Genomic DNA, 26,687 nt, shown 5'->3' with positions numbered 1-26,687 from the left:
TATGTAGAAAGAGGGATATGATGAAAAACAAAAAATCACTGATCATTTTAATGGCAGTATTATTTTTAGCCATCTTAGCAGGCTGCAATTCAAAAGGAAAAACTGAAGACGCGAAAATCAATAAAGAACCCTATTCAGATCAGCAGTCATTGCTTGGAACCTATGTGCAAGTTAGAATCTATGATGATGGCAAAGAAGAGGTATTAGAAAAAGCTTTTGCCCGTGTCAAAGAATTAGGGGATAAAATCACTGTTAACGAAAAAGGATCAGAAATAGATGAAATCAATGAACAAGCTGGAATCAAACCAGTTAAAGTTTCTGATGATATTTATCCATTGTTGAAACGAGCATATGAATATAGTGAAGATTCTTCAGGTGGTTTTGATATGGCTATTGGTCCAATCACGCAATTATGGCGTATCGGCTTTGACGATGCCCGCAAACCTTCGCAGGAAGAGATTGACCAAGCATTAAAATTAGTTGATTATCATAAAGTAAAATTAAACGATGAAGATAAAACAGTTTATCTTGAAGAAAAAGGTATGCAACTGGATTTAGGTGCAATCGCTAAAGGATTTATTACAGATGAAGTGGTGAAAGTTTTAAAAGATAATGGCGTAACAACAGCCATCGTTGATTTAGGCGGCAATGTTTATGTACTTGGACATAGCCCACGCGGTAAGGATATGGATTGGAATGTTGGAATTCAAGATCCTAATAAAGCGCGCAATACAGTGATCGGAACCGTTCAAGAAAGTAATAAAACGCTAGTCACTTCTGGAATTTATGAACGCTTTTTAGAAGTAGATGGTAAGAAGTATCATCATTTATTTGATCCTAAAACAGGTTATCCTTTTGATAATGATATTGCCGGTGTAACAGTCATTACAAATAAATCAATTGATGGTGATGGATTATCAACAGCAGTATTTTCAATGGGTGTTAAAAAAGGGTTGGAATATGCTGAAGGATTGAAAGATGTAGATGTGATTTTCGTTACAAAAGAGGACCAAGTATATGTGAGTAAAGATATTGAATCTGTGTTTGAATTAGGCAAAGATTCAGGTTATACAATGGGAGATCGTAAAGATCTGAAATAAGGAGAATGGATAGATATGTCGTTAAAGGTATTTTTACAAGTAGTGGAGATCCAGACAAAATTGGCGAGTCTCTTTCCTTTTGCTGTTGGTATATTATTTTCTATTGCTTATTTTAATCAATTTCAGTTAGGATATACGATACTATTTTTTATTGGGATGGTCGTCTTTGATATGGCAACGACAGCTATCAATAATTATATGGATTTTAAAAAGGCTAAGTCTGAAGTGTATAAATATGAAGAGAATATTATTGGCAGTTCTGGAATTGCTCCGAAGCTTATTCGAAACATGATCTTTGGCATGCTTGCTTTTTCTGCAGTAATCGGTATTTTTCTAACGATTCAAACCGGTTGGTTATTTTTAGTAATGGGTGGTATCTGCTGTTTTATTGGTATTTTTTATACATTTGGACCAATACCACTTTCCCGCATGCCTTTAGGAGAAGTATTTAGTGGTTTTACTATGGGCCTGGGGATCTTTGCGATGACGATTTATTTGAATGTTCAGGAGTCGCGACCATTTTATTTAGTGCTTGATTGGCGTCAGGGTACATTTGCTTTGAATGGGAGTATCTGGGCAGTTTTAACTATTATTTGGGCTTCGTTACCGATGGTTTTTACGATTGCCAACATTATGCTAGCAAATAATTTGAGGGATTTAGATACAGATATTGAGAATCATCGTTATACGTTGGTTTATTATATCGGACGGAAACAGGGTGTGATTTTATTCCAGTTATTGATGCTGGCATGTTATGCAGTGATTTTGATTGGCTTACCATTTGGCGTGTATCATTGGCCAATTTTGGCTGTATTTCTATCATTGCCGGTGGTGTGGAAAAATCTTCAATTGTTCAAAGAAGAACTACCTCATCCCAAAAGTTTTGGTTATTCGATAAAAAATCTAATGGTTTTCAATGGTAGTTATTTATTAGGTTTGTTGTTGACGATTATTTTGAAAAAAATATAAATAAAAGAAGGAAGCAGTATGAAATCAACAACGACGCTGCTTTCTTCTTTTTTACGTTTTATTTTTAATACCCCTTGTTTACAAACTACTGATTATTTTTTTTGCTTTTGATAAATAGGAAGAGTATAGCAAATAAAATAATGGCAATGCCACCAATTGAAAGATAAACCGTTCTCTTTTCTCCTGTGTTTGGGAATGAGGCTTTCTTCTTTTCTTCTTTTTTAGCAGTAGCAGAAGAGGATTCAGTGTTTTTAGCTAGTATAGAGCTATCAGTTGTTCCTGATGCACTGGCAAAAGCTTGGTCAGTCAATGTGTAAACGGGCGAGTAGTTACCTGCTTGTGGAGAAAACGCCATAAAATTGAAATGATCTTGGTAAGGAAGGGTGAAGTACCCATCATTATCTGTTAAAGCAAAATTGTTTGATTTAGCAAAAGGATAAAACTCTTTTACACTTTTAGGTGTTACTTCATTGTTAGCAGTGTTTTCACCATAAATGGTCACGTTGCTGATGGAACTTCCATCTGTAGACAAGACCCTACCTTTTACTTGCTTGTTATCTGAGTCATAGAAAATAAATTGGATATCATAAGTTGATGTAGGTTTTATCACTGTATACTCCATGTTTAGAGTAACTTCTTGCTTTTCCTCTTGGCTTTCCTCTAAAGGATAGAGCATAAAGCTAACCTTGACTAAATAGGTTCCTATTTTCTCTGTTGAAGCTTCTTCCAAAAGCGTAAGATCTCTGAATGTGGCACCATGATAGGCGCCGTCTTGGACAAGCATTTCTGGAGTAATTGTTTCTCCTTGAAATACAACTAAAGTCGTTTGAATAAGATCACTATAAGCGTTCAAAACTGGGCTGCTGGAAGTTTCTGTGGAGCTCGAGTCAGAGGTAGAAATTTTTAGGCGCTCTTTTTTAGAATTTTGTGTGACTGTGGCAGACGATGAGCTTTCAACTTCCCCAGAAGTTGAAAGCTCATCGTCTGCAAAACTGGTAAGAGGTAGAGCAAAAGATAGTGCAACCAACCAAAAAACTGCTTTTTTCATAAGTATTCTCCTTTTGTAACATTCGTATTGTTAGCAATATAAATGTAACATAAATGAAATGTAAGGAAAATAGTTGTAAGAAAGCATTTTAGCTTCTTAAGGAATTCTTAATATATTAGCCAGATGTTTTTACTAAGATGATGGGTTTATACTGTTTAAACTGATTTCTCCAGAAGAAAGCACCTTTTCTGTTTTATCATGAAGTTGGACGACCAATTCCCCCTGATCGCTGATTGCTGTGGCGACCCCTTCATAATTAGTTCCCGCTTGCGTAAATGATACAGTTTTGCCAAGAACAAATGATTTTTGACGGTACTCTTCTAAGAAATCTTGTTCAGGTAATTGATTTAGTATGGTATAAAATTGATTCCAAATCTCTGCAATCAATTCGTTTCTTGTAACTGTCGGTTCAGTTTTAGGAAATAGGGAGCTTGCTTTTTCTCTTAATGCTGTTGGAAATTCATTTTGCTTCAAAGAAAAATTAATCCCCATGCCAATAATAACGTTTGAGATTTGCCCAGATTCAACATCGCTCATGGCTTCTGATAAAATACCACAAACTTTTTTTCCGTTGATATAGATATCGTTGACCCATTTAATCTCTGTGTGGGTGTTGATCAAATTATCCATTGCACGAGCAATTGCGACAGCCATGATCACAGTATACTGTGCCATTTCCTCGAAATTTTGATTTGGTCTTAATAGCATGCTCATGTAGATACCGCTGCCAGCTTTTGAAAAGAACGGACGGCCAAATCGTCCTTTAGGTGCTTCTTGGATATCCGCTACGATCAATGTGTTATTTGGTTCGCCATTAATTGCTGCTAACTTAGCATCTTTCATTGTAGACTCTGAGGAGTTTAGAACCGTAATTGATAGTTCTGGAATTGCAGGATCTAAAGCTAAGCGGATCCCCTCTGCGGATAAAACATCTGATTTATCATAGCGGTATCCTTTGTTACGACTGCTGGAAATAACGTGCCCTTCTTTTTTTAATTCATTGATTGATTTCCAAATTGCTGTTCGTGATAAAGAAAGTTGTTGGGCCATTTCTTCACCTGAAATAAACGCTGGGGCTTGTTTCATTAATAAAGTTAATACCTGGCTTTTTGTAGACATAGAATTCGCTCCTTTATAGTAATTTTATTGTAGCTGATGGATAGAGTAAGGGTCAACTACAATAGGGCTGAAAGAGGACGAGAAAATCCTTCTTAAGATGTATGATTTCTCTTGAAGAACTTGCTATACTTATGTGGTAGGAACGAAAAACGAGAGTTAAAATGATAGAGATGGAGTGGGGAACTATGGAAAAGCAACAATATGTTTGTGATAAGTGTGGTAATGCGCATTATGTGTCTGATCAGTTTCAAGCAACAGGCGGTAACTTTTCAAAAATTTTTGATGTACAAAATAAAAAATTTATCACAGTCAGCTGTTCGAGATGTGGTTTTACAGAATTATATCGCGGACAAACATCTGATGGTTGGAATATTTTAGACTTTTTAATGGGTGGTTGATAACCATTAAAACACATGAAAAAAAGAGGTTGAGGGTGTAGTGACCCCAAAAAGTTAGACTTTTTTCGGAGTAGAGAAATCTACTCCGTTTTTTATTCGTTATTAAGCTGCTTTACTTTCGGCTATTCGAAACTGTACAGGACTTTTCCAGTTCAGTTTCTTTTTCATTCGTTCGTTGTTGTAATAATAGATATAGTTATCAATTGCCATTTTTAGTTCTTCAAAACCAGAATAGGTTTTCCCGTGATAAATTTCTTGTTTTAAAAGACTAAAGAAGTTCTCCATGATTGAGTTATCTAGACAATTGCCTTTTCGAGACATACTTTGAAAAATGTTCTGTTTCTTCAGTTTATAGCTGTAAGCTTTCATTTGATACGCCCAACCTTGATCTGAGTGAAAGGTGCGACGATAAGGACAATCATTCGTCAGTCTGATTGCTTCTTCTAATCCTTCCATTATTGCCAGTGCATTTGGTTTTTCTGAGATACGATAAGAAAGAATTTCACTATTATACATATCCATAAAAGGATCTAAGTATAACTTTTTTTGACGAATGATTCCTTTGGGATCACAATCAAAATACTTTAATTCTGTTGTATCTGTCGTTATTTTTTGATGACAAACACTCGTGTAAAAGCGACGTTGGATTCGGTTCTTGGCAATCGTTCCAACTTTTCCACGATACGAGCTATAGCGACGGGATTTCCGTGTATAAGAGCGGACTTCAATCCTTAGCTTTCGAATTAAGCGTTGAACTTTCTTTTTATTCACGTGGAATCCTCGGCTCCTTAGTTCGTTCGTCATTCGTAAACAGCCGTAATCTTTATGCTTTTGACGAATATGAAGCATCTCTGTTTCAATTTCCTGATTTGGATTTTTTCGGTCAAATCGTTTTTGCCAATACATAAAGGTTGATTTAGAAAAATTCAATGCTTCAAGAAGCTCAACTAATTTGAACTGTCCTCGGAGGCTTGCGATGATTCGCGCGATTGATTCACTCGTCGTTGTTGAGCTTCCTGTTTTCGCAGCTTCCTCAGTTCTTTTAAAAAGGCATTTTCAATTTGAAGAGTACGAACCTGCTTTTCTAATTCTTTGATGCGATTCTGTTCTTCTAGCGTTTCTTTCATTAAATGCTTCTTTGTCTGTTCTTCTTTTTTTGGCACGGTAGATAGACGCCCTTTCTCTTTTGAGAGCCCATCGATTCCTTCTTTTCGGAATTTTCGCATCCAGTTGGCAATAAGAGTTGGATTATTCATTTCAAGAATATTGGCAACTTCACGATAGGAGAGCTCACTTGTTTGATATAACTCTATCGCATTTAGCTTGAATTGAACAGAATAATTCTGATTTTGACGTTTTCGTAAAAGACCTTCTTCACCAAATTCTTGATAAGCATTGATCCACCTATGGACTTGTTCCGCCGCTTTAACCCCATGCTTATTTGCTAAAGCTTGTATTCCTCCTTTCCCTACCAGATATTCTTGAACAATTTTTAGTTTAAGTTCAAAGCTATATTTAGACATAAAAATACCGACCTCCAAAAAATTAGATTTTTGGTCTAACTTTTTGGGGTCGGTTCAGGGGTATCATACTCAACCTCTTTTTGTTTAAATCAACAATAACTGATCGTCTTTTAATTCACTGCCACTATTTTTGTGGAACATATCCATCAATTCGTTAACAGTTAATTCTTTTTTCTGTTCAGCAGGAACATCGACAACGACTTGACCTTGATGGAGCATGATTAATCGATTGCCGTAGCGAATAGCATCTTCCATGTCGTGTGTAACCATGAAGGCGGTCAACTCTTGTTCTCTAATCAGTTTTTCCGTTAGCTCCATTACAGTGATCGATGTTTTAGGATCCAGTGCTGCGGTATGTTCATCTAGTAAAATCAGTTCTGGACGAATTAAGGTAGCCATTAATAAAGTAATTGCTTGACGTTGACCTCCAGATAACAATCCAATTTCAGTAGTTAGTCGATTTTCTAAGCCTAAATTCAAGCTAGCTAACTGTTCCTTAAAGAAATCACGGTCATTTTTACGAACCCCATTTCCTAAGCCACGTTTTTTTCCGCGTTTCATCGCAAGGGCCATATTTTCTTCAACGGTTAGGCGGACAGCTGTACCCATTTTAGGGTCTTGAAACACGCGACTGATTTGTTTGGAACGAGCGACCACTCGTTGCTTGGTGATATCTTTGTTATTTAAAGTTAAGTGACCTTCTTCAATAGGCAAAGTTCCGGCGATACTATTAAGTAAGGTTGATTTTCCAGCGCCATTGCCACCGATGATCGTAATAAATTCCCCTTGGTTGATTGTCAAATCAATGCCTTTTAGTACATGATTTTCGTTGACTGTACCGCGTTCGAAATATTGATGTAAGTTTTTGATCGTTAAGACAGGCTGCATCAATTTGTACCTCCTTTACGTTTTCCTAGTTTAGAGAAGCCTAATTTTTTTTGAATTAGTGGTGAAGACAGACAGATAACTAAAATGATTGCTGAAAATAGTTTTAAATCAGCTGGATCGACCCGGAGTTCCAAGACACAGGCAAGAATAAAGCGGTATAAAATAGCACCGATGACAATTGTAATAAGGCGTAAACCAAGTGATTTGTTTTTGAAAAGAACTTCTGCAATGATGATTGAAGCAAGGCCGATAACGATTGTTCCAATACCAGAATTTAGATCAGCAAAGTTGTTATTTTGAACAAGTAAAGCGCCAGCTAAAGCAATACAACCATTAGAAAGCATATAGCCGATAATTTTCATATTGTCAGTTTTGATCCCGTTAGCTTCACTCATATCAAGGTTATCACCAGTTGCCCGTGTAGCCAATCCAATTTCTGTTTTAAAGAATAAGACCAGTAGGATAATGACTAAAAGAACGATGATCAAACCAACAAGAATCGCGCTGTTAATTTTAGTCAGTCCTAATGATTGCGCATGAGAGAAAATCGAATCGGTGCCGATCAAAGAGATATTTGGTGCGCCCATGATGCGAGAATTGATACTATAAAGTCCTGTCATTGTGATGATGCCAGCTAATAATGCAGGTATTTTTAGTTTAGTGTGCAAAAGACCTGAGACAAGTCCTGCTAGCATACCAGCGATAAAAGCAAGAATCAATGCTATAACTGGTGCAATCATATAATGAAGGTCGAATAATGACTGGAATGGTGCTGGCCAGGTTGCTGGGTCTTTGGCTAGAATGACCGCAGCTACAGCGCCCCCTAGAGGGAAACTACCTTCTGTGGTCAAATCTGCAATATCCAAAATTCGGTACGTTAGAAAGACTCCAATGGCTAATAAGGACCAAAGAAGACCTTGTGAGGTTGAAGAGAGTAATATGTCTATCAATTAAATCAGCTTCTTTCAATAAATTTTATGTATAAGGTTGTGACAGGAGTGTTTACTCCCGAGAACCACGTAGGTACTGAGCAACATCAACTCATACTTCGTTGTGTTTTACAGCAATAAGAAGGAATTCACGGAAATGACAAGAAACACGGAATTTTCAATTTCGATGTTGAATGATTCCTAATTGGTGATCTTCAAATTTTTGTGAATTCCAGCTTATTTCCGAAGCCCTCAAATCTTAGTGCTTTAGCACTTAGAATTTGATGTGATCGAAGCGTAGTGATTGCTTCTGCTCCCGCCGTTTATACGGATTCCTTGAGTCTGAGATATAACTCGTAGAGTTATGTCCCAGACTTGTTAAACGCTAAGGTGCTTTGATGGTATCCGGATCGATATCTAGTGCTTGTGCCATTTCTTTGTTTACGAAGAGTTCCAAATCTTTCGCTTTTTCAACAGGCATATCAGCGGGTTTTGCTTCACCTTTTAGAATTTTTGCTGCCATTGCGCCAGTTTGTTTTCCTAGTGATTTATAATCGATACCAACGGTTGCTAAACCACCTTCTTCTACTTGTTCGATTGAACCTGCGATAACAGGTGTTTTGTGTTCTTTGGCTACTTCACCGATAACAGCGGCCGCAGAAGCAAAAGTATTATCTGTTGGGATATAAATTGCATCTACATCTTTCGCCAGACTTGTAGTAACTTGTTGCACATCATTTGTTGAATTAGCAGTTAGGACTTTGGTTTTGACTCCGGCATCTTTCAACGCTTTTTCAGCCATATCCGCTTGGATTTTAGAATTGGCTTCACCTGCGTTATACATGATTCCGACTGTTTTTGCATTGGGTACGATTGACAACAATAAGGCAATCTGTTTATCGATTGGTACGATGTCGGTTGTCCCAGTAACGTTACCGCCCGGTTTTTCATCTGATTTCACTAGTTTAGCACTCGCTAAGTCAGTAACGGCTGTGACTAAAATTGGAATATCGGTAGTTTCATTCAATAGTGACTGAGCAGCAGGTGTCGCGATACCTAATAGCAAGTCTGGTTTTTCTTTGACTAATTTTTCACTCATGCTTTTTAGTTGAGCTTGGTCGTTTTGAGCATTGCTGTATTCGATTGTTAGGTTTTCACCATCTTTGAAGCCATTTTCTGCTAAGCCTTCTTTAAATCCTTCAAAAGCAGCATCTAACGAACCGTGTTGAACAGGTTGTAAAACACCAATTTTCTTGTTGTCGCTGTTTGATCCATCCTCTGTTTTTTTGTTATTGCCGCATGCGCCAAGTGTTAATAGTGCTACAGCTGATACGATACTTAGTCCTACTAATTTCTTTTTCATCTTGATTCCTCCAATTTATAGTTGATAAAACAAAAAATCCATTCAGACAATATGCCTAAATGGATTGATAAAAGTCGTAGGTTAAACACTTCTTCTTTCGCCACTTAGGATTGTCTACGTGGCTGTTTGTTCAGTACAAAGCGCTCTAGCCATCATAGATACAAAAACAGGTTTTTGCTGTTTGTACCCACGATTGCATGAATACAAAACTATCTAAAGTAGCTAAAGTAAGCTTTATTCAGTTGTGGTTTGATTGAGTGTATCATAAAAAATCCCTCCGCAAATTGAATTGTGTTTAGTATAAATGAAAATAGAGTAGGATGTCAACAGATTATTTTAAATTTTCTGATAATTGATAGAATAGCTGTATGTAAAACGATAGATTGAGCCGAGAAAAAAGAATTTTTATAATTATGAAGGTATATACTTAGGAATTTCAGCGCTTTCATGCTACTATTTAGGTGGAAAAATAATGAAGTGATAAGGAGAATAAAAATGATTTCAAAAAAATTAATTACATTAGGAACATTGGCAGCAACAGTATTAGTATTAGGTGCGTGTAACGGTGACAAGAAAGATTCTAAAGATAGTTCGTCTGATAGCAAAACAGAAACATCAATGAGTTCAAGTGTTGATACAGTAAGTGGTGCTTCAATCAGTGATAAACCAGAAGTCATCGAGAAAGCTTTAGGCAAAGACGGAAATTGGATCATTGCAGCAACAGCAGATATTACATTTGATAAAGATGTAACAGTTGCTGGTGAATTCCACGATAAGGGAGAAACTTCAGGCGATATCTATAGAAAATTAGCTTTGTATGCGCAAGATGGAGATAAAAAAATAACAGATGAATATACATTGACTGTTCCTCAATTAGTTGTAGAAACAGAGAACTTCAACATCGTGAATGGAACGGTTAAAGGCGATATCTTAGTTAAAGCGAACGGTTTTGTTTTAAACGGTACAAAAGTTGAAGGGAATGTAACGTTTGAAAAAGAAGAATACAAAACTTCAGCAACATTAGATGAAGAAGATGCCGAAGTAACTGGAGAGATCACTGTTCAATAAGACAGACTCTCTAGGTCAATAAAAAAGAGGCTCAACAATGAACCGACCCCAAAAAGTTAGACCAAAATCTAATTTTTTGGAGGTCGGTATTTTTATGTATCAACAAAGTTCGATGCAAAAAATGGAGAGACAGGTAGATGAAAATGTTGAAAAAAGTTCAAGTGTTTCTAATTTTTAAGAGTGTTTTTGGAAGAATGATAAAAGCTTAAGAAATCCTTGACTTTTACTATAGAAGGAAGTACAATGTATAGATGCAAAAACTATCTGAAAAATGACAAAGCAGGAACGAAATATTGTCCGTTCCGGTTTTTAATAGGGAAACAAAAGTAGAAACGCACGAGAAATTTTCAAGAGCACATTCTATTTTTGGTTTTTTTTTGCCTAAAAACTGCAAAAAATGCTCAATATTACAGATATTTAATATTTGTAATATTAAAGAAATATTTTCGGTTAGTGTTTTGATAGACTTTTAATTAGAGGAGTGAAGAGCTTGGCTGGACACGTAGTAAAATACGGAAAACACCGCGAACGTAGAAGTTTCGCCCGGATCAGTGAAGTGTTGGAATTACCCAACTTGATCGAGATTCAAACAGACTCTTACCAATGGTTTTTAGATGAAGGACTAAGAGAAATGTTTGAGGACATTTTACCGATTGATGATTTTCAAGGGAATTTATCTTTGGAATTTGTGGATTATGAATTAAAAGAACCTAAGTATACGGTGGAAGAAGCGCGCGCGCATGACGCAAACTACTCTGCACCACTACATGTTACACTACGATTGACAAACCGTGAATCTGGAGAAATCAAATCACAAGAGGTATTCTTCGGTGATTTCCCTCTAATGACTGAAATGGGAACATTTATCATCAATGGTGCAGAACGTGTTATCGTTTCTCAATTAGTTCGTTCACCAGGTGTTTATTTCCATGGAAAAGTAGATAAAAATGGTAAAGAAGGCTTTGGCTCAACAGTGATCCCTAACCGTGGCGCATGGTTGGAAATGGAAACTGACGCAAAAGACATTTCTTACGTACGTATCGACCGTACACGTAAAATTCCTTTGACTGTATTAGTTCGTGCTTTAGGTTTTGGCTCTGATGATACAATTTTTGAAATTTTTGGTGAAACACTAAGCTTACGCAATACAATCGAAAAAGATTTACACAAAAATGCAAGCGATTCTCGTACTGAAGAAGGGTTAAAAGACATCTATGAGCGTCTTCGACCTGGCGAGCCGAAAACGGCTGACAGTTCTCGTAACTTACTGAACGCTCGTTTCTTCGATCCAAAACGTTATGACTTAGCGAACGTTGGTCGTTACAAAGTCAACAAAAAATTAGATTTGAAAACTCGTCTATTGAACCTAACTTTAGGAGAAACATTGATCGATGCTGAAACTGGCGAAATCATTGTTGAAAAAGGCACTGTAATGACGCACCAAGTAATGGAAACATTAGGTGAGCATATCGATAACGGCTTAAATAGCGTGACTTATTATCCAAGTGAAGATGGTGTCGTTACTGAACCAATGACGGTTCAAGTAATCAAAGTTCTTTCTCCAAAAGATCCTGAACGCATCGTTAATGTCATCGGTAATGGCTATCCTGATACAAGTGTGAAGACTGTTCGTCCAGCAGATATCGTAGCTTCAATGAGTTATTTCTTTAACTTACAAGAAGACATCGGTAATGTAGATGATATCGATCACTTAGGTAATCGTCGTATTCGTTCAGTTGGTGAATTACTACAAAACCAATTCCGTATTGGTTTAGCGCGTATGGAGCGTGTGGTTCGTGAAAGAATGTCTATCCAAGACACTGAAACATTGACACCACAACAATTGATCAATATTCGTCCAGTTGTTGCAAGTATCAAAGAATTCTTTGGTTCTTCTCAGCTCTCACAATTCATGGATCAAACAAATCCTCTAGGTGAGTTGACGCACAAACGTCGTCTATCTGCCTTAGGACCTGGTGGTTTGACTCGTGACCGTGCCGGCTATGAAGTTCGAGACGTTCACTATTCCCATTATGGCCGTATGTGTCCGATCGAAACGCCTGAGGGACCAAATATCGGGTTGATCAATAGCTTGTCAAGTTATGCCAAAGTCAATAAATTTGGTTTTATCGAAACGCCTTACCGTCGTGTTGATCGTGCCACAGGAAAAGTAACCGATCAAGTTGATTACTTAACTGCTGACACAGAGGATCACTATATCGTAGCGCAAGCAAACTCACGCTTAAATGAAGATGGTTCTTTTGCTGAAGAATTAGTAATGGCTCGCTTGCAAAGTGAAAACCTTGAAGTAACCATCGATAGAGTCGATTATATGGATGTTTCACCTAAACAGGTAGTTGCTGTTGCGACTGCATGTATTCCTTTCTTGGAAAACGATGACTCCAACCGTGCCTTGATGGGTGCCAACATGCAACGTCAAGCCGTACCGTTGATTCAACCGCGTTCTCCACTTGTAGGAACTGGTATGGAATACAAATCAGCCCATGACTCGGGTGCCGCTTTACTATGTAAACATGATGGTGTCGTTGAATATGTGGATGCATCTGAAGTACGTGTTCGCCGTGACAATGGCGCATTAGATAAATATATGGTCACAAAATTCCGTCGTTCAAATTCAGGAACAAGTTACAACCAACGTCCAATCGTTCTTTTAGGCGAGAAAGTTGAAAAAGGCGATACATTAGCTGATGGACCTTCTATGGAAGAAGGCGAAATGGCTTTAGGACAAAACGTACTTGTTGGATTCATGACTTGGGAAGGATATAACTACGAGGATGCGATCATCATGAGCCGTCGTTTGGTGAAAGATGATGTCTACACTTCTATCCATATTGAAGAATATGAATCAGAAGCTCGCGATACAAAATTAGGCCCTGAAGAAATCACACGTGAAATTCCAAACGTCGGGGAAGATGCTTTGAAAGATCTTGATGAAATGGGCATTATCCGTATTGGTGCTGAAGTCAAAGATGGCGACTTATTAGTAGGGAAAGTAACGCCTAAAGGGGTAACAGAGTTATCTGCTGAAGAACGTTTACTACATGCAATCTTTGGTGAAAAAGCGCGTGAAGTTCGTGATACATCTCTACGTGTGCCTCACGGTGGCGGCGGGATCGTTCATGATGTGAAGATCTTTACTCGTGAAGCAGGAGACGAATTATCTCCAGGCGTAAACATGTTAGTTCGTGTATATATCGTTCAAAAACGTAAAATCAACGAAGGGGATAAAATGGCCGGTCGTCACGGTAATAAAGGGGTTGTATCCCGCATTATGCCGGAAGAAGATATGCCATTCTTACCAGACGGAACACCAATCGATGTCATGTTGAATCCATTAGGGGTACCATCACGTATGAATATCGGACAAGTACTAGAATTGCACTTGGGTATGGCTGCTCGTCAGTTAGGTATCCACATTGCAACACCAGTATTCGATGGCGCCAATGATGATGACGTTTGGGAAACAGTTCGTGAAGCGGGTATGGCTCGTGATGCGAAAACTGTTCTTTATGACGGACGTACGGGTGAACCATTTGATAACCGTATCTCTGTTGGTGTGATGTACATGATCAAATTGGCCCACATGGTCGATGATAAATTACATGCTCGTTCTATTGGACCATACTCACTTGTTACCCAACAACCACTTGGAGGTAAAGCTCAATTTGGTGGACAACGTTTTGGGGAAATGGAAGTATGGGCACTGGAAGCATACGGTGCAGCTTACACATTACAAGAAATCTTAACATACAAATCTGATGACGTAGTTGGTCGTGTGAAAACATACGAAGCGATCGTTAAGGGTGAACCAATTCCAAAACCAGGCGTACCAGAATCATTCCGCGTATTGGTGAAAGAATTACAATCACTTGGATTAGATATGCGCGTATTGGACATTGAAGAACAAGAAATCGAATTGCGTGATATGGACGATGATGATGATGACTTGATCACCGTTGATGCCCTAACAAAATTCGCAGAACAACAATCAGCGAAACAATTAGAAAAAGAAGCAGCGGAAGCAAAAGAAGCAGCTGATGCAGTGCTTGAACAAGAAATAGAAACTGCTGAAGATACAAAAGACTAATTGTTTTACATTTTGTATAAAGTGCCAATAAAATCCGTTAGTTATGGGCTAGAAAGATCAACATGATTGTTTCTAGTTCCAAACTACGGTGAATAGCTCATTCAGCTTTTCTAACTAATTGAATGGAGGGAATCCCTTTTGATCGATGTAAATAAATTCGAAAGTATGCAAATAGGTTTAGCTTCTCCAGAAAAGATCAGAAGCTGGTCTTACGGTGAAGTAAAGAAACCCGAAACGATTAACTACCGTACGTTAAAACCTGAACGTGAAGGTTTGTTCTGTGAACGCATTTTCGGTCCAACTAAAGATTGGGAATGTGCGTGTGGAAAATATAAACGTATTCGTTATAAAGGTATCGTTTGTGACCGTTGTGGTGTAGAAGTAACTCGTTCTAAAGTTCGTCGTGAACGTATGGGACATATCGAGTTAGCAGCACCTGTTTCACATATCTGGTATTTCAAAGGTATTCCATCTCGTATGGGGCTTGTTTTAGACATGAGTCCTCGTGCCTTAGAAGAAATCATTTACTTTGCATCTTATGTGGTAATTGATGCTGGAGATACTTCTTTAGAGAAAAAACAATTATTAACAGAACGTGAATATCGCGATAAACGTGATCAGTATGGTCAAGGTTTTTCAGCGGCAATGGGTGCGGAAGCTGTTAAGCAATTGCTGGATAATGTTGATTTAGATGGCGAAGTTGCTGGCTTAAAAGAAGACTTGAAAACAGCATCAGGCCAAAAAAGAACTCGTGCGATTCGTCGTTTGGACATTTTAGAAGCGTTCCGAGCTTCTGGAAACTTGCCAAGCTGGATGGTTATGGATGTTATTCCTGTAATTCCACCAGATTTGCGTCCGATGGTTCAATTAGAAGGGGGTCGTTTTGCAACTTCTGATTTGAACGACTTATACCGTCGTGTAATCAACCGTAACAATCGTTTGAAACGTTTATTAGATTTAAACGCACCAAACATCATTGTTCAAAATGAAAAACGTATGCTACAAGAAGCAGTTGATGCATTGATTGATAATGGTCGTCGTGGTCGTCCTGTTACAGGACCAGGTAACCGTCCATTGAAATCTCTTTCTCATATGTTAAAAGGGAAACAAGGTCGTTTCCGTCAAAACTTACTAGGTAAACGTGTGGATTACTCTGGCCGTTCAGTTATCGTCGTAGGACCTAACTTGAAAATGTACCAATGTGGTTTACCAAAAGAAATGGCGATTGAATTATTCAAACCATTTGTGATGCGTGAACTAGTGCAACGTGAAATTGCAACAAACATCAAAAACGCAAAACGTAAAATCGAACGCGGAGAAGATGAAGTTTGGGATATCTTGGAAGAAGTTATTCAAGAGCATCCAGTATTGCTTAACCGAGCACCTACACTCCACAGACTTGGTATCCAAGCCTTTGAACCTGTGTTAGTTGAAGGTCGTGCAATCCGTCTTCACCCATTAGTTTGTGAAGCCTACAATGCCGATTTCGATGGAGACCAAATGGCTGTTCACGTTCCATTGAACGAAGAAGCACAAGCAGAAGCACGTATGCTAATGCTAGCTGCTCAAAACATTTTGAATCCAAAAGATGGTAAACCAGTTGTAACACCTTCTCAAGATATGGTCTTAGGGAACTATTACCTAACAATGGAAGAAGAAGGACGTGAAGGGGAAGGCATGATCTTCCGCGACATGAATGAAGCTGTTTTAGCATGGCGTAATGGATACGTGCATTTACACTCACGTATCGGTGTTCAAACAACGCTACTTGGCGACAAACCGTTTACGGATTGGCAAAAAGAACGTATTTTGATCACAACAGTAGGTAAGATTATCTTTAATGAAATTATGCCTGTAGAGTTTCCTTACTTGAATGAACCAACAGATTACAACTTAACGGTACAAACGCCTGATAAATATTTTGTAGAAGCTGGTACAGACATTCCTGCTCACATTAAAGAGCAAGAATTAGTTTTACCATTCAAGAAGAAAAACTTAGGGAATATCATCGCTGAAGTGTTCAAGAGATTCCATATCACTGAAACTTCTAAGATGCTTGATAGAATGAAAGACTTAGGCTATAAACATTCGACTCATGCTGGGATGACCGTTGGTATCGCTGATATCATGGTATTGCATGAGAAACAAGAAATCATTGATGATGCTCACAAACAAGTAGAAAATATCACGAAACAATTCCGTCGTGGTCTGATTACAGATGACGAACGTTATGAACGTGTTATTGCTGTTTGGAACAAAGCTAAAGATGAAATTCAACAAAAACTGATCGAAAGTATGGACGCTAAAAATCCGATCTTCATGATGTCAGATTCAGGAGCCCGTGGTAACATCTCCAACTTTACTCAGCTTGCTGGTATGCGTGGACTGATGGCCGCTCCAAACGGACGTATCATGGAACTACCAATCATCTCAAACTTCCGAGAAGGACTTTCTGTCTTAGAAATGTTTATCTCTACCCATGGTGCTCGTAAAGGGATGACCGATACAGCCTTGAAGACTGCCGATTCAGGTTACTTGACTCGTCGTTTAGTTGACGTTGCCCAAGATGTTATTATCCGTGAAGACGATTGTGGAACTGACCGTGGTCTAGTGATTCAATCAATTCGTGAAGGCAATGAAATCATTGAGCCTTTAGAAGAACGTTTACTTGGACGTTACACTCGCAAATCAGTAATGCATCCTGAAACTGGGAAAGTAATTATTGGGGAAGATCAACTGATTTCAGAAGATCTTGCTAGAGAAATCGTGGATGCTGGTGTTGAAACTGTAACGATCCGTTCTGTATTTACATGTAACACCAAACATGGTGTATGTAAACACTGTTACGGCCGTAACTTAGCAACTGGTTCTGGTGTTGAAGTTGGGGAAGCAGTTGGTACAATTGCCGCTCAATCAATCGGGGAACCTGGTACTCAATTAACAATGCGTACGTTCCATACAGGTGGGGTTGCCGGAGACGATATTACTCAAGGTCTACCTCGTGTCCAAGAAATCTTTGAAGCACGTAATCCGAAAGGACAAGCAGTTATCACAGAAGTTACCGGTGAAGTGATCGATATCTCTGAAGATCCTGCAACACGTCAAAAAGAAGTAACAATTAAAGGGAAAACAGATACTCGTACGTATACAGTTCCTTATACAGCTCGTATGAAAGTGGCTGAAGGCGATACGATCCATCGTGGTGAAGCATTGACAGAAGGATCAATCGATCCTAAGCAATTATTACAAGTTCGCGATGTTTTATCAGTTGAAAACTACTTATTGCGTGAAGTACAACGCGTTTACCGTATGCAAGGGGTGGAAATTGGTGATAAACATATCGAGGTAATGGTTCGTCAAATGCTGCGTAAAGTTCGTGTCATGGATCCAGGTGACACTGAAATCTTACCAGGTACATTACTTGATATCGCTGAATTTAAAGATCGTAACTACGACACATTAGTAGCTGGTGGCGTTCCTGCAACAAGCCGTCCAGTCTTACTAGGAATCACAAAAGCATCATTAGAAACAAACAGTTTCTTATCTGCTGCGTCATTCCAAGAAACAACTCGTGTGTTAACCGATGCTGCAATTCGCGGTAAAAAAGACCCATTACTTGGTTTGAAAGAAAATGTTATCATTGGTAAGATCATTCCAGCTGGTACTGGTATGGCTCGTTACCGTAACATGGAGCCAAAAGAAGTTGGCGTAGCAAGCGAAAATGTCTACAGTATCTCTGATATTGAAGCACAAATGGCTGCTGAAGATGCTTTGAATGAGTTGAATAAATAATAAGAAAAAATGCTTGGAATCGATAGTCGATTCCAAGCATTTTTTTGCTTTGTTGATTAAAGGATCTCAGAAGCTGCTTCTTTGTCCAAGATAATTGTTAAATTGGGATGAACTTGCAGTAAAGAAGCAGGGACATTGTTTGTCACTGGTCCAAAAAAGGCTTGCTTAATAATCTTAGCCTTTTTCTTGCCAGTAGCAAACAAGACAATCTCTTTTGCTTGCATTACGCTTTTTGGCCCCATCGTGACATAAAAATTAGGACGTTCATTCTCATCTCCACCGACTTCGCTAAGTAAAATTTCCTGCATATCTTCTGTAGCATCTTCACCAACATAAGACGTCAAATCTTCAAAGGTTGTTGTTCCTGGAAGATTACCGCAATAGTGACCATCCGCCCCAATACCTAATAAAATTAAATCTAATCCCCCATCTTGCTCAATTCTAAGATCTTGTGTTTTATAGTTTGTCTCATCAAGCGGATGAATTTGATCGGGATTGATAGCAGCAGGTTCAAAGAAGAGCTTGTTAAGATTATTCATCGTAACGCCGTAGCCTGATTTCTTTTTATAGGGAATCTCATCAAAGTTATAGTAATGAACATTATCAAGATAGGTTTTGTTTTTTACATCTTCAACCAGATATTCATACATTTTTACGGGTGTAGCCCCTGCGGTAATAGCTAGATTCACACGTTTGTTTTGATACATTTTACCAAGTAAGAGATTAGCAGCTACTCGACTCATTTGTGCATAATTTTCTTCAACAATGATTTTCATTTGATTCACTCCATTTCCAATAATATAATTCACTTTAACATATGGGAAGCATCCCAGGTCAAGTTAGTTTATAAGAAAGTAAAACAAAAAAGTACCATTATTGTTTCATCAGGTTTATGATAGAGAAAAAGACGAGGTGAAATAACGATGGAAAATCAATATGAAAAAGCAATCTTCGCTGGTGGCTGTTTTTGGTGCATGGTCAAACCATTCGATAGCCAACCTGGGATTATTTCGGTTGTAGCAGGATATACAGGTGGACATGTTGAAAATCCAACCTATGAACAAGTTACAAAAGGAACAACTGGACACACGGAAGCAGTTGAGATAACGTTTGATCCTAAAATCATACCATATGAAAAATTGGTGGAAACTTATTGGCAACAAACAGACCCAACAGATTCTTTAGGTCAATTTGCTGATCGTGGGGATTCTTATCGTCCAGTTATTTTTTATTCAAATGAAAGACAAAAAGAGAGTGCTGAAAAATCGAAAGCAGCATTGCAGGCCAGTGGCCGTTTTACCCAACCGATCGTCACAAAAATTGAGCCAGCACAACCCTTTTATCCGGCTGAGGATTACCATCAAGAGTATTATAAAAAACATAGTATTCACTACAACTTATATAAAGAGGGTTCTGGACGTGCTGGTTTTATCCGCAAGAATTGGCAAGACAAATAATGAAGGAAATCGAGACAGAAGCTGTTTTTGCTTTTGTCTCGTTATTTAGTTACATAAAAATATAAAAAGTAGCCCTAAGCTTAAAAAAGGTACAAAAGGAAGAGAGTCTAGCTCTTTTTTTAAGTGGAATTTGTAGAATAATAGAAAGAATAATCCACTACTACTAGCGATAAACAACAATAAAATAAGCGCTTCACCTCCTATAAGAGCTCCCCAGACTGTAAGTAGAATAATATCACCACCACCAACAGAATCAGGAAAGAAATAATTTAAACTGTGTAATCCCCAAAAAATACCACAGCTTACTAAAGGATAAAAAGGCAATGCTAAATAGAAATGCCAAAGACATAATATGAGTGACAATGGATAAAAAATTTTAGGTTCTACGACCAAATAAAAGATATCTGTTAAGGATAAGATGATGGCCATCAATAAAAATAAAATAACGTAAAAAGAATGTGGGAATAGAAGTATTATTAGCCCGCAGAGCAACTCACTAAGAAAATAGACGACAGATAGTTTATGCTTGCAATAACGACAACGAAAACGTAAAAATACTATTGAGATAAGTGGAATCAATTCTAAAGGCTTCAATCTAGTTTGACAATAAGAACAATGAGAAGCTGGCGCTAAAATGGATTTTCCGACGGGGACACGAGCGGCTGTCAAACAAAGAAATGATCCAAGGACACAGCCGAAGATAAAATGCATAATCAACATAAAAAAGCTCCTTTCATAATGAAATACGCAAAAAAATATTTTTTTAACTAGACAAATATTTTTTTATTAGGAATAATGAAAGTGAGAAATGAGGCGAAAAGATGGAAAAAATAGCAATTGGTGTGGATATTGGGACAACTCAAACGAAGGCAGTCGCTTTTAGTAAGGATGGAACGGTTCAAGCATCAAGTTATATACGATATCCACTTATTCAAGAAACAGAAGGTATGGCAGAGCAAGATGTAGAACAAATTTTTCAGGCTGTGGTCACATGTATCAACCAAGTCGTACGCAAAGTACAGCCGCTTGAAATTTCTGTCCTATCATTTTCTACGGCGATGCACGGCTTGATTGTAATGGATCAACATAATCAACCGTTGACGCGTGTTATCACGTGGGCGGATAATCGAGCTGAAAAGTATGCGGAAGAGTTAAAGGATACAGCGTTGGGACAAACGATTTATCAAAACACAGGCTTGCCGATGCACCCGATGACACCTTTTCACAAAATTAGATGGTTAAAAGAAGAACAGCCAGAAATTTATGCGCAAGCAGCGAAATTTATTGGAATGAAAGAGTATGTATTTTATCGCTTATTTGATCGATACCTGACTGATATTAGTACAGCTTCTGGAACAGGTTTCTTAAATATTTATGATCTTACGTGGGATCAACAGGCTTTAGCTGAGATGGAGATCAAAGTGGAACAGTTACCGATTTTAGTGAACCCAACGCATCAATTAGCAGATTTAAAAGAGGAATGGTTGGAGCGGCTAGGGCTAACAGAGCAAACGATTTTTGTGTTAGGTGGAGCAGATGGTCCGCTGTCCAATCTAGGATTGGGTGCTATGGCAAAAGGAACTGCCACTTTGACAGTCGGGACGAGTGGTGCCCTACGTTATATTGTTGAACAGCCCCAGACGCATCCTCATGCAGAGACTTTTTGTTGTGTATTAGATGAACAACATTGGGTGATTGGAGGAGCGACAAGTAACGGCGCTGGTATTTTTGACTGGGCTTGTGAAAACTTATTGAAAGAAACTCAAAATGAAGCGCAAATGTTAGGAAAGAATCCCTATGATGCCGTGATGGAGCTAGTGAAGGAAACACCAGTAGGAGCTAAAGGATTGCTGTTTTATCCTTATTTATTAGGAGAACGTGCACCGCTATGGAATGCCGAAGCGACAGGCAGCTTTGTTGGCTTAAAAAGAAACCACGATGACAAATTGATGATGCGTGCTGTTATTGAAGGAATCTGTTTGAACTTAAAACATATTTTGACAGAATTAGAAGAACTTGGCGGACCAGTGAAGGAAATTCGGGCAACTGGTGGCTTTGCTGATTCGGCAATGTTCAAAAGTATCATGGCGGATGTTTTTGGTTCCAAGCTCTCATTAGCTGCAAGTGTGGAAGCGTCAGCCTTGGGCGCTGTCTTATTAGGATGGAAAAGTTTAGGAGAAATTTTAGACTTGGAAACGGCTTGTGAGCAAGTGGACATCTACGAAATCGTGCAACCTAATGGAGAAAATCACCAAGTATATCAACAAATTTATCCATTATTCAGAACAACCCAGCAGCAACTATCCGCAAGTTACCATCAATTAGCAAAACTAAGAGCAGATTTAGAATAAATTTTTTTGACAAATAGAGCTGGACTTGTTTTACTAGTAATAAGAGAACGGAGGAGAGGAAATGAAAAAGTTATGGATTGCCTCTTTACTTTTGGTAGGAATTTTCCTGACAAGTTGTGGTGCTAAGGGAATCTCAGCAGAAGATGCAGGAGAATTGTTTGTTGACCGTCTTGTTTATCAAAAAGAAGAAAGCAGATTTGCTAAAGAATTTCGTGATGGTGAGCAATTAGGGAAAGAATTAGATGAAAATAGTGAAGCTTTTGAGGAAAATTTTGCGAAAGGCTTGTCATCTACAGGAGCGCAAGTGCCACAAGAGGAAGCGAGTAAGCTGACAAAAGAGTTATTAAAACAAGCAAAAGATAAAACGACTTATAAAATTATTAAGATAGACGAAATAAAAACAGGTGCAACAATTTCTTATTATGTGACAGGATTGGACCTAGTGAGTGCAATGCAAGAAATGACTAGGCAATTAGTAAAGGAAACATTAGCAAATCCAGAGATAGCAAAGGATGATCAAAAAACGCTAGAAGCGACTTTTTCTATTTTAGAAGAAAGGGTCAAAGCAATCAAGATAAAAACTGATCCAGTTGAGCTTGCATTACATTTGGAAAAAGAAAAAGGTAAGTGGTTCATTCCAGAAGATCAAAAGGAAGCTGTATCCAACCTATTTTTGGCATTTATTTCAGGTTCTAAAGACTTAGATAGCATGAACAAAGAATTGGAAGAAGCATTAAATGAAGTTGCCAAAGAAATTATTGATTCATTAGATACCTTACCGATTCCTAATAATAGCTAAAATTTTAGTTTATAATTATTATTAAATGATAAATGATATAAAAATGAAAGATTTTAGTGTACTTTTTTACCATTTCGTACTACAATTATAAATGTAGATAAAAATATAGGAGGATGATGTATAATGAAATTTGAACAAACTAAAGAAGTGTTGAACCAACTAGTTGCAGATCTAAGCCAGTTTTCAGTGGTAATCCACCAAACTCACTGGTATATGCGTGGCCCAGAATTCTTGACATTGCACCCTAAAATGGACGAATATATGGACCAAATCAATGACCAATTGGATGTTGTATCTGAACGTTTGATTACATTAGATGGCGCTCCTTACTCAACGTTACAAGAATTTGCTGATCATACTGGTATTTCAGATGAGATCGGCACATACGAACGGACAATTCCTGAACGTATGGAAAAATTAGTTGAAGGTTACCGTTATTTAGCTGATTTATATCAAAAAGGAATTGAAGTGTCTGGTGAAGAAGGCGATGATTCTACACAAGATATCTTTATTGCAAACAAAACAGATATTGAGAAAAACATTTGGATGCTACAAGCAAAATTAGGCAAAGCGCCTGGTATTGATGCAGATTCACGTGCGAAAACTCGTTAATCAAAAAAGTTAAAAACTTCTGAAAGATGGTACGCTATCTTTCAGAAGCTTTTTTAGTTTTCTTCGCTTTCTAGTTTCAGCTTACTACGTTCAATTGCGGCTTTGACTTGATCGAACCCAGATCCGCCATACGAATGCCGACGCTCAATGGCGGTTTTTGACGACAGTGTTTGGTAGATATCTGATTGGATCAAAGGTGTAATCGCTTGATATTGTTCTAATGGAACATCTTGTAAATAAATGCCTTGTTTTGTACAATCTAAAACTAATTTTCCAACCACTTCATGTGCTTGTCTAAAGGGCATTCCTTTGCTTGCTAGATAGTCTGCTAGTTCTGTTGCATTTGAAAAATCTTTTTCAGTGGACTTTTCCATGATCTCTTGGTTCAGTTTCATCGTCGCTACCATGCCAGCCATAATCTCTAAACTAGTCAAAATCGTGTGAGACGTATCAAACATGCCCTCTTTGTCTTCTTGCAGGTCTTTGTTATAAGCTAACGGCAATCCTTTTAAAACCGTTAAAAGGCTGAATAAATTGCCATATACGCGACCGGACTTTCCCCGAATCAATTCTGCCATATCTGGATTCTTTTTTTGCGGCATAATCGAGCTGCCTGTAGAAAAAGTATCTGTTAATTCAACAAATTGAAACTCGTGACTGCACCATAAAATGATTTCTTCACAAAATCTGGAAAGATGCATCATTAGAATGGAACTATTGCTAAGAAATTCTAAGATAAAGTCCCGATCACTCACGCCGTCTAGACTATTTTCGTAAATTGAAGAAAAATCGAGCAATTCAGCTGAATAAGCACGATCGATTGGAAAAGTCGTGCCGGCAAGTGCTGCACAGCCTAAGGGGGAAATATCGATTCGCTTTAAGCTTTCGGAAAAGCGTTCTTGATCACGTGTTAACATACCGTAATAAGCCATCATATGGTGAGCAAACGAGATCGGTTGCGCATGTTGTAAATGGGTGTAGCCAGGCATGATGGTCTCAATGTTCTCTTCGGCTTTGTGGACTAAAACTTGACGGAATAAGTGGATCTTGCTAATGACTTCTTGAACGATTTCTTTTAAATAAAGATGCATGTCTGTAGCGACTTGATCATTTCTACTACGGCCGGTATGCAATTTTCCAGCAACTGGACCGATTTCATCATGGAGCAGTTTTTCAATATTTAAATGGATATCTTCGTTTTCTATACTGAATGTCAGTTCATCGGCAAGTAGTTTTTCTTGAATCGTCGTAAGTCCTGAACTGATTTGTTCGGCTTCATCTGCCGTTAAAATCCCTGTCTTAGCTAACATTTTTACATGGGCTAAACTTCCGATAATATCTTGTTTGGCTAATTTTTGATCAAAAGGAATCGATGCACCGAACGCATCGATCCATGCTTCGCTTTTTCCTTCAAAACGTCCGCCCCATAATTTTTTCATGCTGTACACCTCATTTATGTATTATTATTCATTATGATAAGAAAGAAGGTTGGACAGAAGCGTTTTACTCCGAGAAAATAAGAAGGAGTGGTTTCTGTGCCAACCGTTTGTTCTGATTTCTTGAGACTAAAATGAAGACTTATCGATCTCCTTATTTCGATCCGCAGACCAAAAAGAAATTCTCCTTGGATAAGTCAGTTAAAATAGGTGAATCGGATAACCTTATTTACAACAATGTAAAAGTTAACTCACGTATCGATTCAACTTAGAAAAAATAAGCATATCAGTGATTATTTTTTGTGTAGCGATGCTTGGACTTCTGCGTTGACTTTGGTTGGAAGCCCCCATAGTTTGATAAATCCGACAGCAGCGTCTTGGTCAAAGGTATCGGCAGAAGTATAAGTCGCTAAGTTTTCGTTATATAAACTGTTTTCAGACTTACGACCTTCAACGATTGCATGTCCTTTGAATAGTTTGACCCGTACAGTGCCATTTACGTATTTTTGGGTAGATTTTAAGAAAGCAATCAAGGCATCAGTTAATGGATTGAACCATAATCCGTCATAAATGATTTGTGATAATTGATTTTCAATGATTGGTTTGAAATGAGCTACTTCACGAACAAAGGTCAAGTCTTCCAACTCTTTGTGCGCAGTCATTAGTGTGATCGCTGCTGGACACTCATAGACTTCACGTGATTTGATCCCAACCAAACGATTTTCCACATGATCGATCCGACCAATGCCGTGCTTACCAGCTAAATCATTCAAGTCCAAAATTAAATCGGATAACAGCATTTCGTTTCCGTTGATTGCTGTTGGAACACCTTCAACAAAAGTTAATTCGATAATATCCGCTTCATCTGGTGCATTCTCTAAACTAGCAGTTAATTCATAAGCACCTTCTGGAGGTGTTGCCCAGGGATCTTCTAAAATGCCACATTCATTGGCACGGCCCCAAAGATTTTGGTCGACAGAATAAGGATTGTCCAAGTCCGCAGGGACGGGTACACCTTTTTCTTTGGCATAATTGATTTCTTCTTCACGTGACCATTTCCATTCACGAACTGGTGCAATCACATTTAACTCAGGTGCAAGGGCGTTGATCGCGACTTCAAAACGGACTTGATCATTCCCTTTTCCTGTACAGCCATGAGCGATTGTGGTGGCACCAGTTTCGTGAGCTAATTCTACTAATTTCTTAGCAATCAGCGGGCGGGATAAAGCGGATACTAATGGATAAGATTGTTCATAAAAGGTATGACCTTGTAATGCAATCAAAGCAAATTCCTGTGCAAATTCTTCCTTAGCATCAATCGTATAAGAAGCAGAAGCGCCAACTTCTAATGCCTTATTTTTGATAAAATCTAAATCTTTCTTTTCACCGACGTCTAAACAACAAGCGATCACATCGTATCCTTCATCCACTAACCATTTAACAGCAACAGAGGTATCTAGTCCTCCAGAATAGGCTAAAACAACTTTTTCTTTCATGAGTAACACTCCTTATTTTCTAATTGTCTTTTTTTATTGTTCTCATCATATCACTTGAAAATGCAAAAATCAACACTTTTTATAAATAAATATACATAAAAATAAATATTTTAGGAATAATATACATTTTTACTTTTGGAAGGCGCGTAATATACATTACGAATATTTAGGTGTTTTCTATTTTGAAATTAGAAGTAAAATTTTTTAATCGTAAAAAATTAGAAGAAAAAT

Annotated in this window: 20 protein-coding genes; 10 read left to right on the top strand and 10 right to left on the bottom strand. The window is 38.0% G+C overall.

Annotated features, from left to right (window positions below; all coding sequences use genetic code 11):
• Positions 1 to 20 precede the first annotated feature (20 nt).
• The gene (locus IGJ55_RS16090) at positions 21 to 1,100 is read left to right on the top strand and encodes an FAD:protein FMN transferase (RefSeq protein WP_430606866.1); all 1,080 of its coding nucleotides are present in this window, start codon (positions 21 to 23) and stop codon (positions 1,098 to 1,100) included.
• A gap of 15 nt (positions 1,101 to 1,115) precedes the next feature.
• Entirely contained in the window at positions 1,116 to 2,069 is a 954-nt protein-coding gene (gene menA, locus IGJ55_RS16085; protein ID WP_430606864.1) for a 1,4-dihydroxy-2-naphthoate polyprenyltransferase, read from the top strand.
• An 85-nt stretch (positions 2,070 to 2,154) separates the two neighbouring features.
• Here the strand turns inward: menA and IGJ55_RS16080 are convergent, their stop codons facing one another.
• Together IGJ55_RS16080 and IGJ55_RS16075 are read right to left on the bottom strand one after the other, a co-directional pair.
• Complete coding sequence (locus tag IGJ55_RS16080) at positions 2,155 to 3,117, bottom strand: LPXTG cell wall anchor domain-containing protein (protein WP_430606862.1); 963 nt, start codon at positions 3,115 to 3,117, stop codon at positions 2,155 to 2,157.
• Between the two features lie 132 nt (positions 3,118 to 3,249).
• Positions 3,250 to 4,236 (bottom strand): biotin--[acetyl-CoA-carboxylase] ligase, encoded by a 987-nt coding sequence (locus tag IGJ55_RS16075; RefSeq protein WP_430606861.1) that lies wholly within the window; start codon positions 4,234 to 4,236, stop codon positions 3,250 to 3,252.
• A gap of 185 nt (positions 4,237 to 4,421) precedes the next feature.
• Between IGJ55_RS16075 and IGJ55_RS16070 the strand changes: the two genes are divergently transcribed.
• Positions 4,422 to 4,634 carry a zinc ribbon domain-containing protein gene (locus tag IGJ55_RS16070; protein ID WP_069640433.1) on the top strand — a complete coding sequence of 71 codons (213 nt, stop codon included), beginning with the start codon at positions 4,422 to 4,424 and terminating at the stop codon, positions 4,632 to 4,634.
• A gap of 102 nt (positions 4,635 to 4,736) precedes the next feature.
• On the opposite strand, the gene IGJ55_RS16065 is transcribed toward IGJ55_RS16070, so the two are convergent.
• The 4 genes from IGJ55_RS16065 to IGJ55_RS16050 all read right to left on the bottom strand — a co-directional run bounded on the left by IGJ55_RS16065 (position 4,737) and on the right by IGJ55_RS16050 (position 9,337).
• A protein-coding gene (locus IGJ55_RS16065; protein ID WP_430606860.1) for an IS3 family transposase occupies positions 4,737 to 6,157 on the bottom strand; the annotation gives its coding sequence in 2 pieces (ribosomal slippage) (positions 4,737 to 5,680 and positions 5,680 to 6,157; 1,422 coding nt in all).
• A gap of 84 nt (positions 6,158 to 6,241) precedes the next feature.
• Complete coding sequence (locus IGJ55_RS16060; protein ID WP_207120485.1) at positions 6,242 to 7,045, bottom strand: ABC transporter ATP-binding protein; 804 nt, start codon at positions 7,043 to 7,045, stop codon at positions 6,242 to 6,244.
• Positions 7,045 to 7,995: an ABC transporter permease gene (locus IGJ55_RS16055; RefSeq protein ID WP_207120484.1), complete on the bottom strand. Its 951-nt coding sequence runs from the start codon at positions 7,993 to 7,995 to the stop codon at positions 7,045 to 7,047. The genes IGJ55_RS16060 and IGJ55_RS16055 overlap by 1 nt, the downstream gene beginning before the upstream one ends.
• Positions 7,996 to 8,359: 364 nt before the next feature.
• Positions 8,360 to 9,337: an ABC transporter substrate-binding protein gene (locus IGJ55_RS16050; RefSeq protein WP_069640431.1), complete on the bottom strand. Its 978-nt coding sequence runs from the start codon at positions 9,335 to 9,337 to the stop codon at positions 8,360 to 8,362.
• 495 nt (positions 9,338 to 9,832) lie between these two features.
• Here IGJ55_RS16050 and IGJ55_RS16045 point away from each other — a divergent pair, with 495 nt between their 5' ends.
• The 3 genes from IGJ55_RS16045 to rpoC all read left to right on the top strand — a co-directional run bounded on the left by IGJ55_RS16045 (position 9,833) and on the right by rpoC (position 18,305).
• Positions 9,833 to 10,405 (top strand): hypothetical protein, encoded by a 573-nt coding sequence (locus tag IGJ55_RS16045; RefSeq protein ID WP_069640430.1) that lies wholly within the window; start codon positions 9,833 to 9,835, stop codon positions 10,403 to 10,405.
• 490 nt (positions 10,406 to 10,895) lie between these two features.
• On the top strand, positions 10,896 to 14,513 hold the full coding sequence (gene rpoB, locus IGJ55_RS16040) for a DNA-directed RNA polymerase subunit beta (protein WP_069640429.1): 3,618 nt from the start codon (positions 10,896 to 10,898) through the stop codon (positions 14,511 to 14,513).
• A 138-nt stretch (positions 14,514 to 14,651) separates the two neighbouring features.
• Positions 14,652 to 18,305, top strand: a complete 3,654-nt coding sequence (gene rpoC / locus IGJ55_RS16035) for a DNA-directed RNA polymerase subunit beta' (protein WP_069640428.1) — start codon at positions 14,652 to 14,654, stop codon at positions 18,303 to 18,305.
• Positions 18,306 to 18,361: 56 nt separating this feature from the next.
• Here the strand turns inward: rpoC and IGJ55_RS16030 are convergent, their stop codons facing one another.
• Complete coding sequence (locus IGJ55_RS16030) at positions 18,362 to 19,081, bottom strand: glucosamine-6-phosphate deaminase (protein WP_430606858.1); 720 nt, start codon at positions 19,079 to 19,081, stop codon at positions 18,362 to 18,364.
• Between the two features lie 147 nt (positions 19,082 to 19,228).
• Between IGJ55_RS16030 and msrA the strand changes: the two genes are divergently transcribed.
• A complete protein-coding gene (msrA, locus tag IGJ55_RS16025; protein WP_430606857.1) occupies positions 19,229 to 19,762 on the top strand; it encodes a peptide-methionine (S)-S-oxide reductase MsrA in 534 nt (177 codons plus the stop codon).
• 45 nt (positions 19,763 to 19,807) lie between these two features.
• On the opposite strand, the gene IGJ55_RS16020 is transcribed toward msrA, so the two are convergent.
• Positions 19,808 to 20,482, bottom strand: coding sequence for a prepilin peptidase (locus IGJ55_RS16020; RefSeq protein ID WP_429948275.1), 675 nt, complete (start codon positions 20,480 to 20,482; stop codon positions 19,808 to 19,810).
• Between the two features lie 101 nt (positions 20,483 to 20,583).
• Between IGJ55_RS16020 and IGJ55_RS16015 the strand changes: the two genes are divergently transcribed.
• From IGJ55_RS16015 to IGJ55_RS16005, 3 genes are all read left to right on the top strand, one after another.
• Positions 20,584 to 22,113 (top strand): gluconokinase, encoded by a 1,530-nt coding sequence (locus tag IGJ55_RS16015; RefSeq protein ID WP_069640425.1) that lies wholly within the window; start codon positions 20,584 to 20,586, stop codon positions 22,111 to 22,113.
• A 61-nt stretch (positions 22,114 to 22,174) separates the two neighbouring features.
• A complete protein-coding gene (locus IGJ55_RS16010) occupies positions 22,175 to 22,912 on the top strand; it encodes a DUF5105 domain-containing protein (protein ID WP_430606856.1) in 738 nt (245 codons plus the stop codon).
• Between the two features lie 123 nt (positions 22,913 to 23,035).
• The gene (locus IGJ55_RS16005; protein WP_069640423.1) at positions 23,036 to 23,524 is read left to right on the top strand and encodes a Dps family protein; all 489 of its coding nucleotides are present in this window, start codon (positions 23,036 to 23,038) and stop codon (positions 23,522 to 23,524) included.
• 53 nt (positions 23,525 to 23,577) lie between these two features.
• Here the strand turns inward: IGJ55_RS16005 and argH are convergent, their stop codons facing one another.
• Together argH and IGJ55_RS15995 are read right to left on the bottom strand one after the other, a co-directional pair.
• Positions 23,578 to 24,963 carry an argininosuccinate lyase gene (gene argH / locus IGJ55_RS16000; protein ID WP_429948280.1) on the bottom strand — a complete coding sequence of 462 codons (1,386 nt, stop codon included), beginning with the start codon at positions 24,961 to 24,963 and terminating at the stop codon, positions 23,578 to 23,580.
• A gap of 290 nt (positions 24,964 to 25,253) precedes the next feature.
• Entirely contained in the window at positions 25,254 to 26,456 is a 1,203-nt protein-coding gene (locus tag IGJ55_RS15995; protein WP_069640421.1) for an argininosuccinate synthase, read from the bottom strand.
• Positions 26,457 to 26,687 lie beyond the last annotated feature (231 nt).

Source organism: Enterococcus sp. AZ170 (assembly GCF_050545135.1).
Taxonomy (GTDB): domain Bacteria; phylum Bacillota; class Bacilli; order Lactobacillales; family Enterococcaceae; genus Enterococcus_L; species Enterococcus_L ureilyticus.
This window is presented reverse-complemented; position numbering and strand designations above follow the sequence as displayed.